Source organism: Bacillus sp. 03113, assembly GCF_006546985.1.
Taxonomy (GTDB): domain Bacteria; phylum Bacillota; class Bacilli; order Bacillales; family Cytobacillaceae; genus VATK01.
The window spans coordinates 67023-75311 of record NZ_VATK01000021.1 but is presented as its reverse complement, the minus strand read 5'-3'; the positions used below and the strand labels follow the sequence as shown (position 1 = coordinate 75311).

Here is an 8289-nt window from a genome sequence, read left to right as displayed (position 1 = left end):
AGAAGATCGCATAAAAAATATCGAAAAGAAAGATTCGATAATCGCAGTGCATCGAAAAGGAAAGGGAGAATCCCCCCAAGTATTAAACAAAAAAAAGAAGCCGTACTTCGTGTGGTCAAAAAATTAACGCAATGGTGTCGAATGGATCACATTTATTTAGAGGATGTTCAAATCGATATTCGTGCACTAAGCGAGGAAAAAAAACTTTATAAATGGCACTATCAAAAATCATATCGTTTGGATGCAAATTTACGGATCGCAACTCTTATGCGTGATCAATATACATGTCAAAGCTGCGGGAAAACCGATTGCAGGTTAGAGGTTCACCACATTACACCGAGACGATTAATGGGAGCTCATTCAATAGTAAATCTCATTACTTTGTGCAACTCCTGTCACGATCAGATTAATGGGGAAGAAATAGATCATGCTGAGCGATTCTATGCCATCATCGGTGGCAAAAAGATCCATTTTAGAGCCGCTATGCATGTGATGCAAGGGAAAAAGTATTTACGGAAAGAACTAAAAAAGATGGACCCTTTAACACTTACAACAGGAGGAGACACAGCAAATAAACGGATTGATTGGAAGATTGAAAAGAGTCACAGCAATGACGCCATCGTGACAACAAATTTAGAAGTCACTTCACATACATGCGAAATCAAGGACTGGGTCATAAAGCCGATGCGCAGAAAGAGCAAAGCTAAAACAGAGGAAGTAGCCGATTTTAAACATCGAGATTACGTTTGTTATACCAAAAGAAATGGGGAAAAATATTTTGGCTATATTACAGCTTTATACCCAAAAAGAAAACAGTTTAATATGACAACAATAGATGGAAAAATTCTTAAAAGATATGGGATAAAACCTTTAAAATTAATTTGGAGATTCAACAAAATTTTCTGGTATTAAAAAAATAGCTAAAGGAGGTGAGTCCTGGTCATTTTAATATGTTTTATTATGAATTGTTATATTTTAATATGACCAGGGGTTTCAATACCCACATTGCACAGCGGAGCATGTGGTTCGCTTCGGCGCATACAATGGTCGGCAACGCTATCGCTGTAAATGTTGCCGTAAGACTTTTAAGGACACAACGAATACCGTTTTGTACCGCAATCGCAAAGGTAACGAGTGGATTACGTTTGTAGATTGCATGTTAAAAGGGTACTCCCTGCGGAAATCAGCAGAAGTTGTAGGCGTGACATGGGTGACATTGTTCTATTGGCGACACAAATTGTTGAACGCATTAAAACAACTGGATTTCGAGCAGTTTGAAGGTATAGTGGAAGTGGACGAGACCTATTTCCTGTACTCGCAAAAGGGACAACGTGGCATTACTTCCCGTAAGCCTCGTAAACGTGGCGGGAAGTCCCAACACCGAGGCATTAGCTACGAACAGGTCTGTGTTCTTGTCGCCAGAGACCGTAGAAAAGCGACGGTCTCCAAAGTCGCTTGTTTGGGACGTGTTGTAAAAACCATGGTAGATGCACTCATCGGCTCGAAATTGAATTCTGGCAATGTGCTTGTGACCGATGCTTGGAGAGCCTATTCCACCTACGCCAAAGAAAAGGGATTGGAGCATTATCGTATTAAGTCCAACAATGGCAATCATGTTATCAAGGGCTTGTATCATATCCAAAACGTAAACGGTTGGCATTCTCGCTTGAAACGATGGATAGACCGCTTTAAAGGTGTAGCGACAAAATATCTCGACAACTATCTGGCTTGGTTTTTGTTTATGGATAGTCGCAGTAATGAAAACACCAAGCATAACATCAAGGATTTCCTACTATCTTCGTTTGTATTTGAAATGACAGATACTGTCAAAATTTATAGTTTAGTTTGTTTTATTTCACAATTTCACAAAAGATGTTAATATATAGAAGATTATTACAATTTAAGTTGGGGGGTATGATTCAGGCAGTGATTGACCAACAAAATATAGACTGTATGGGTGGATTTATTGCCACATATGCAGATGCGATTATGGCTCATATTAATCCAAGCAATTTACACAAACATGATATTGCCATCATCATTAAGGGTGATGTGACAATATGGGGAAAAAGAGTAACCAAGAAAGACACAAATCAAAATCATGATGAGTGGTTAGAAATTGCAAGGGATACGATAAAGCCCCAAAAAAGTCCGATTCTAAAAGAAGTATGCTTTTTCAAAATCCAAAAAGGCAACTTATATGGAACTTACATCATTTCAGAAGATTTCATGAGAAATGAGCAATTTTCGGACGAGCAATCTTATCTTGATTTCATCACAAAATAAACAAATTGGCTTTTAGTTTTATTTTAGTAAACGTTTTGTTTTGGCTTAATAAACTGGAGGGAATCACTGATTACGGTTCCCTCCAGTTTTTATGCAATTATCAACAGCAAAGTTTAACAGAGCCTAAAAATAAAAACGCAAAGTTATCAGCTCTGCGTTTTTATCATGTAAATTAGGAATAGGTGTATTCTATGATAATCTTAGCGTTAACTTTTATTTCTCCCTGTTGGATGGGTGTTGGTGTCATTAGGGCTGCTGAATAAGGGATTGGAGATATCGAAGGCTGAACCTCTTGAATTGAACTTGGTACTTTATTAAGTACAACCCCTATATCATTAGAGATTGTTAATGCTTTTTGCTGGGCATTTTTTATAGCATTTGATAAGGCTTGAAAATAATATGTTTCTACAGGAGTTACCGTAAATTGAATCGTAGTTACTGAATTTGCTCCATTTTGGACAGCAGTGTCAATAATTCTTCCCGTTAATTGTATTTGATCATTGATGACTTGGAGTTGATGATGGACTAGATATCCTTGTAGAATTGGTTTTCCATTTTCAAAATCATATTGGGGGTCAATTCGATAGATTACGGTTTGCAAATTTCTATCAGATATGCCAAGTGCTTTTAAAGATTCAATGATTTTTGTCATTGTTTTTGCATTTTCTTCTTGAGCAGCCGTTAAGTTTTTATTTTCCGTTAAAGCCCCCAATGTAATGATTGCTTGATTAGGAGGAACTGAAACACTTCCTTCTCCTGACACTCTTAATAGATTTTTATGATCTTTTACTGAACGAGTTGAATGTAATGGACGAGGCATCGATTGACTGTACTCCATTTTGTGATCCCCCTTATATCAAAAAATACAGAGCAAATCTCTCTGTATTAAGACTATTTACCCTACAACTATTTTATGTCTACTTTCACGCTTATGAGGTTAGGATAAAAAATTTACTATATATTAAGTTTGAGAAAGAAAATCTTCACTACATTCTAAAAATATATAACACTTTTAAAAAATATTAGAATTTCCAACCTGATTTTTTTCTATTAATATTTAGTTGTAAGAAAGGAAATGACAATATCGGCTCACAAAGGGGGAAATGAAAAGGCATTATTTATAAAACCAAAAATGTAAACGCTACCAATATCTCTTTCTGTTAAAAAATAAGGATGAAAATAATTGTTGAACATCAAAAATATTAATTCACCTAAATAAGAAAGGAGAAAGAATCATGAATGTTTGGGAGCCAAATAGTCCTTTAGGAGGATTACCAATTATTAAAGCAGCACGATCAAAGCGCGAATCAAGTTGGGATCGTACTGGAGGAAATAGAGATTTTGAAGTAGTAGAACCTGGGAAAACTGCAACATTAGCTGATATAAAAGGAGCAGGATGCATTAAACATATTTGGATGACTACTCGTTGTTATGCTCCTCAATACTTACGAAAATTAGTTCTTGAAATGTATTGGGATGGTGAAGATAATCCAAGTGTTAGAGTACCACTTGGGGATTTCTTTGGGATTGGACATGCAACATGTAAACATTATGTTTCACTTCCATTAAGCATGGTCACTGGAGAAAAAAGAGGACCTAAAGGGCCTTTTGCTGCAGCAATGAACAGTTATTTTGCTATGCCATTCTCTGATAGCGCTGTCATTCAATTAATCAATGAAAGTGAAGAGCGTATTGAAAATCTGTTTTATTATGTAGATTATGAGCTCTATGATGAAAAGGACAAAATTCCTGAAGATATGGGGAGATTTCATGCAACATGGAATCGTGAAAATCCTTGTGTAAAAGTTGTCCATCAATCAACAGATGAGAATCCAGCCCCGTGGGAACTACCAGGTAAAAACCTCACCGGCAACGAGAACTATGTCATTTTAGATGCAGTAGGAAAAGGACATTATGTAGGATGCGTTTTAAATATTGATAATTTTAATGCTTCTAATCAAGTATTCACTTGGCCGGGTGAAGGAGATGATATGTTTTTTATAGATGGAGAAATATGGCCGCCATCTTTACATGGTACAGGAACAGAGGATTACTTTAATGCTGCTTGGGGATTTCCAAGTGGGGAATATGCTGGACCATATCATGGAATTTCTTTAGGTAGTGATCTTCAAGAACACTTTGGTAAATGGAGTCTGTATCGTTTTCATATAGAAGACCCTATTCGATTCACGAAATCCCTTAGAGCAACCATTGAACACGGGCATGCAAATGATCAAGGAAATGATTATTCAAGTGTTGCTTATTGGTATCAACTTGAACCACATAAACCACTTCCTGAGCTGCCACCAGTTGAAGACCGGCTCCCAAGAAGATGGCCTGAACATGGATTATGGGATAAATAATTATGTCATTTTAGGGGGAGATCAATTTGAATAGAAAAAAATATTTTGCTTCTATTATTTCTTTGATGATCGCTGCCTTTGTTTTTTCAGGATGTTCGGGAAATCAATCTACTGTGGGAACAAAAGATAATGATAAAAATTCAAATAATAAATCAATAACCGTACTTGTTGAAGGAGGAAGTCCTGCATTTAAAGTGGCAAAACAAACAGCTAATGAATTCAAAAAGCAATCAGGTTATCATGTGAATATCGAAGCTGTTCCATATATTGGTGTTTATGATAAATTGAAGGCTGAGATTTCTTCCCGTGCAGGAGCTTATGATGTGGCTACTATTGATATACTGTGGTTTCCTTCCCTTGCTGGAGGTTTATTACCTCTAGATGATCTGATAACAGAAGATGTAAAAAACGATTTATTTCCAGGGTTGATCTCAGGTGGAAGTTATCATGACAAGGTATTAGGTATGCCCGTATGGACGAATGCCAAAACATTACTTTACCGGAAAGATTTATTTGAAAATGAAGAAAATAAGACATCTTTTAAGGAGAAATATGGATATGATCTTTTACCTCCTAAAAACTGGAAAGAATATGAGGATATTGCAAGGTTTTTTACAAAAGATACAGATAAGGATGGACAAATAGATTTATATGGTACAACTGTATTCGGTGCAAATAATGGTGACTCGGTAGCGAGCTGGTTGGATCATGCTGCGCAGGCTGGTGCTAAACCACTCGTTGTGGATGAAAAAGGAAAGGTTCTAGTGAATACTAAACCTTATGTTGAAGCACTTGAATTTTTAACGAACATACTAAATAAAGACAAATCCGTTCCTCCTGGTGCACTTGAAATAGCATCAGCCGAAACTGCTGAGCTTTTTTGGAGTGGAAAAGCTGCAATGATGCTTGCTTGGGGGCATTTTTACGTCCCTTCAAACGATTCAAATCAGTCAGAAGTAGCTGGGAAAGTGGGCTCAGCTCCAATGATTTCAGGTGAAAGTGGTATCGGTGCAGTACCGGGACCATGGTATCAAGTTGTTCCAAAATCATCCAAAAAACAAAAAATAGCAAAAGAATATATGAAATTTTTATTTGATAAAAATGAACTTTACATGACCACTTTAGGGGTAGCCGCTAGAAAATCTGTATTCGAAAGCTTTAGTGAAAAGGACGGTTATGAACATTTAAAACCATTAATGACTACTCTATCTGGACCTCAAACACAAAATCGCCCTCCTATAAAGGAGTGGCAGCAAATTGAAAGCGAAGCGCTCATCCCTGCTGTTCAATATGCTTTATCAGGGGAAAAAACTCCTCAAGAAGCTCTTGATTGGGCTGCGAATATCATTGAAGGGATTTTGGAGCCATAAAACAATTAGGTGATCAGGTGGAGAATTTATTCCACCTGATCTGTTATATAACAAATATACACTGATGAAAAAACTAAATAGATGTGGATAAAATTATGTACATGTAGATTATAGCAAGCGATGTTTTGAAAAATGATGGAGAGGTGTTCATAATGAGTCAAAAAAACGGAATGTTGGCAACCATGTTTTTTTTACCTTCAGCTCTCTTCTTGTTAATTTTTTTCGTCTATCCGATTTTTCTACTTCTAAAGGATAGTTTATTTACTTATGATTTATATGATCCTGCTTCAAAACAATTTGTGGGATTTTTACATTATGTCGAGATATTTACGTCTGATCGATTTTTAAAATCAGCAATAAATACAGTTCTTTTTATCGTGATTGCTGTTGGGTCCGAATTTTTGATTGGACTAGGATTAGCTTTATTATTAAGTACCGGTTTTAAAGGAAGTCAATTTATTCGCACTCTCCTATTAAGTCCATTAATGTTAGCTCCATTGGTATCAGGATTGATATGGAAGTTTATGTTAAATGATCAGTTTGGGATCGTTAACTGGATTCTATATAAATTAGGTTTCCTTTCAAATCCCCATCAAATTCTATGGCTATCTAATTCTAAGCTTTCTCTGTTCTCTACAATAATTGCTGATATTTGGTTAACTACACCCTTTATGATGCTCGTCCTTCTTGCAGGAATTCAAGGAATTCCAAAGAGTTTATACGAGTCTTCACAAATAGATGGCGCAAACAAATGGCAAACCTTTCGCTTCATTACAATGCCATCTTTACTACCTGTAGCAACTGTTGCTCTAGTGATTCGAATAATAGACGCAGCAAGAACTTTTGATATAGTTTGGGTATTAACTCAAGGTGGTCCAGGTTTTTCATCAGAGGTGTTAAGTACATTTATGTATAAAACATTAACTCGGTATGGAAATATAGGTTTATCAAGTGCTATGGCGGTAATATTTATTATCCTGCTACTTCTATTAAGCTCGTTCTTTATAAAAAGAATGTGGTCTCCAAGTAAAAGACAGAGTTAAATAAGAGGTGATTGAACCATGATGGAAAAACAATTAGCTAACATGCAATCGATTAGAATTTTGAAAAAGTCAGGGATAAATCGGAAGACTAGAAATATATGGAGCATCATGATTATTGTTATTACTTGTGGACTTGCATTTTTATTCTTAGGTCCATATTTTTATTTGTTATTAACTTCATTTAAACCTTCCTCCGAAGCTGTTAGTGTACCACCGACCATTTGGCCAAGTAAACTTTCACTAGAAAATTATATTGAAATGTTTAAGTACTTACCAATTGGAAAATACTTTATGAATAGTTTTATTATATCGATTTTTAGTATGGTAATTAGTGTTTTTCTTGGCTCATTGTCAGCATATGGATTCTCTCGTTATTCATCAAAGATAGGGAATCTATTTCTCATATTTACCTTATGCATCCGAATGGTTCCAATGATTAGCATTGCTATTCCCATCTACATGTTTATTCAAAATTTAGGTTTAATTGATACGAAGGTAGCGCTCGTATTAGTTTACACTAGCATTAATATTCCATTTGCGATCTGGATGATGATCGGTTTTTTTGATGGAATTCCAAAAGAGTTTGACGAGGCAGCTAGAGTTGATGGATGTAGCCGGATAGGTGCGTTTTTACGTATCATTTTACCTGTTTCTCTTCCTGGCCTTGCAACAACTGCAATCTTTACGTTGATGCTATCTTGGAATGACTTTTTATTTGCTTTACTTTTAACGAGTACGAATTCCAAAACAGCAACGGTAGGAATTTCCGAGTTTTTGACTGCTTACAATTTAGATTTAGGTCCAATGACAGCTGCAGCGATTACGTTTAGTTTGCCAGTTATGTTATTTTCATTTTTAGTACAACGTTATATAGTAAGTGGTATGACCTTAGGGGCTGTAAAAGAATAATCCAAAGGATTCATGCTAATGAATATAAGTGTTTTATTATTAGAGGAGACATCTTGATTTTTCTATAAAAGTCTAGATGTGTATTTTACTTTTCAATAAGCTAGAAACAGATCAATACTTTATTAAATGACAATATCGTGATAAAGTTAATCAACTACTATTGAATAATAGTTTTGCACATTTAAGATTTTGTTTAAGGTGTCAAGACTTCGACCTTTAAAGTGTGGTGAATGTGGTAATCAGTTGGAGGATAATCTTCACCTGATTACCCGACGGTTTTATAAAAAAAGCATTAATTGCTGGATTAATTCATTTTTG

General features: G+C 35.7%; 7 protein-coding genes and 1 pseudogene. 7 read left to right on the top strand and 1 reads right to left on the bottom strand.

From position 1 onward, the window contains the following. The 3 genes and pseudogenes from iscB to FDO66_RS17845 all read left to right on the top strand — a co-directional run. Positions 1–912: RNA-guided endonuclease IscB (gene iscB / locus FDO66_RS17855; protein ID WP_141434014.1), on the top strand; the 912-nt coding region annotated here is incomplete at its 5' end. Positions 913–988: 76 nt separating this feature from the next. Further along, positions 989–1879 (top strand): annotated as a pseudogene (locus tag FDO66_RS17850) (IS1595 family transposase); the annotation flags it as partial. A 47-nt stretch (positions 1880–1926) separates the two neighbouring features. After that, positions 1927–2286 carry a hypothetical protein gene (locus FDO66_RS17845; RefSeq protein ID WP_258535777.1) on the top strand — a complete coding sequence of 120 codons (360 nt, stop codon included), beginning with the start codon at positions 1927–1929 and terminating at the stop codon, positions 2284–2286. Between the two features lie 172 nt (positions 2287–2458). Here FDO66_RS17845 and FDO66_RS17840 read toward each other — a convergent pair whose 3' ends face one another. Continuing rightward, positions 2459–3124, bottom strand: coding sequence for an SIMPL domain-containing protein (locus tag FDO66_RS17840; RefSeq protein ID WP_141434012.1), 666 nt, complete (start codon positions 3122–3124; stop codon positions 2459–2461). A gap of 397 nt (positions 3125–3521) precedes the next feature. Here FDO66_RS17840 and FDO66_RS17835 point away from each other — a divergent pair, with 397 nt between their 5' ends. The 4 genes from FDO66_RS17835 (at position 3522) to FDO66_RS17820 (ending at position 7971) form a co-directional block, all read left to right on the top strand. Then, positions 3522–4649 (top strand): glycoside hydrolase family 172 protein, encoded by a 1128-nt coding sequence (locus FDO66_RS17835; protein ID WP_141434011.1) that lies wholly within the window; start codon positions 3522–3524, stop codon positions 4647–4649. A 26-nt stretch (positions 4650–4675) separates the two neighbouring features. Continuing rightward, positions 4676–6019 carry an ABC transporter substrate-binding protein gene (locus FDO66_RS17830; RefSeq protein ID WP_258535776.1) on the top strand — a complete coding sequence of 448 codons (1344 nt, stop codon included), beginning with the start codon at positions 4676–4678 and terminating at the stop codon, positions 6017–6019. A 152-nt stretch (positions 6020–6171) separates the two neighbouring features. Further along, positions 6172–7062: a carbohydrate ABC transporter permease gene (locus FDO66_RS17825; RefSeq protein ID WP_181444640.1), complete on the top strand. Its 891-nt coding sequence runs from the start codon at positions 6172–6174 to the stop codon at positions 7060–7062. A gap of 18 nt (positions 7063–7080) precedes the next feature. Next, positions 7081–7971, top strand: a complete 891-nt coding sequence (locus tag FDO66_RS17820; RefSeq protein WP_258535775.1) for a carbohydrate ABC transporter permease — start codon at positions 7081–7083, stop codon at positions 7969–7971. The last annotated feature ends 318 nt before the right edge of the window (positions 7972–8289 follow it).

What these genes read in the sequence shown, in the direction of transcription:
- FDO66_RS17825 (WP_181444640.1), top strand. Translation starts at nt 6,172, where the DNA reads ATGAGTCAAAAAAACGGAATGTTGGCAACCATGTTTTTTTTACCTTCA.
- FDO66_RS17820 (WP_258535775.1), top strand. Translation starts at nt 7,081, where the DNA reads ATGATGGAAAAACAATTAGCTAACATGCAATCGATTAGAATTTTGAAA.
- FDO66_RS17840 (WP_141434012.1), bottom strand. Translation starts at nt 3,124, where the DNA reads ATGGAGTACAGTCAATCGATGCCTCGTCCATTACATTCAACTCGTTCA.
- FDO66_RS17835 (WP_141434011.1), top strand. Translation starts at nt 3,522, where the DNA reads ATGAATGTTTGGGAGCCAAATAGTCCTTTAGGAGGATTACCAATTATT.